The sequence below is a fragment of the Noviherbaspirillum sp. ST9 genome (genome assembly GCF_048799745.1).
Lineage (GTDB): Bacteria > Pseudomonadota > Gammaproteobacteria > Burkholderiales > Burkholderiaceae_D > Noviherbaspirillum.
On the sequence record NZ_JBLWFR010000084.1, the window covers coordinates 1 to 703 of the forward strand.

1 protein-coding gene is annotated in these 703 nt (G+C 42.4%); it reads right to left on the reverse strand.

The window, feature by feature from the left end:
* Positions 1–247: 247 nt before the first annotated feature.
* Positions 248–703: FecR family protein (locus ACNOHI_RS24875; protein ID WP_420477410.1), on the reverse strand; the 456-nt coding region annotated here is incomplete at its 5' end.

Genomic DNA, 703 nt, shown 5'->3' on the forward strand with positions numbered 1-703 from the left:
TTCATAATAAATCTGAAATAAGGATATCGCTTTAATCCTTTTTGTTTTTGCATCTTTGTATTAATTACGGGTTGATTTCTTGTTGAAATCTAATTTGTTAATTGCCGGGCGTTGTTACTTCCGGTGTGTTTACATGAAGTCCACTGGCGACCAAACCGAGGCTTCTTGTGCTACAGACCGTTCTCCTGAAAAGGGAACGGTTTTTCCTTATTAGTACTGACTTATTCCATTCGAATCATTTTTAGGGTTAATAAATATTAATAATAGAGTCCTGGATGGTGTATTTGAAATGGCCGGTTATACTAAGCACATTCATCGCATCTTTTACCGAAATGGTCGATGGTATAACCCCCGAAACCTTCTCCTTTGCTTTGCCGGGATCTTTGATCCTGATCTCCACCTTGTACCATCTTTCGAGGTCGCGTGCCATATTTGCAAGAGAACTGTGACTGAAGACGAGCTTTCCCTGCCGCCATTGCTCCAGGTCATCAACAGGGAAAGAACCAGCTATTGCTTTTTGTGAGGATTTATCCCAGCTTATACTTTGTCCGGTGGTTAACACGGCTAATGTTCTAATCGGGGACGTTGTATTGTCAATATGTCCTACGCTTACCTTGCCCGTTGCTACGCTTACATTCACCGGACCGCCTTCATGGGCTTCTATCTTAAAGGAAGTACCCAAAACCCTGGTAACGATATCAGC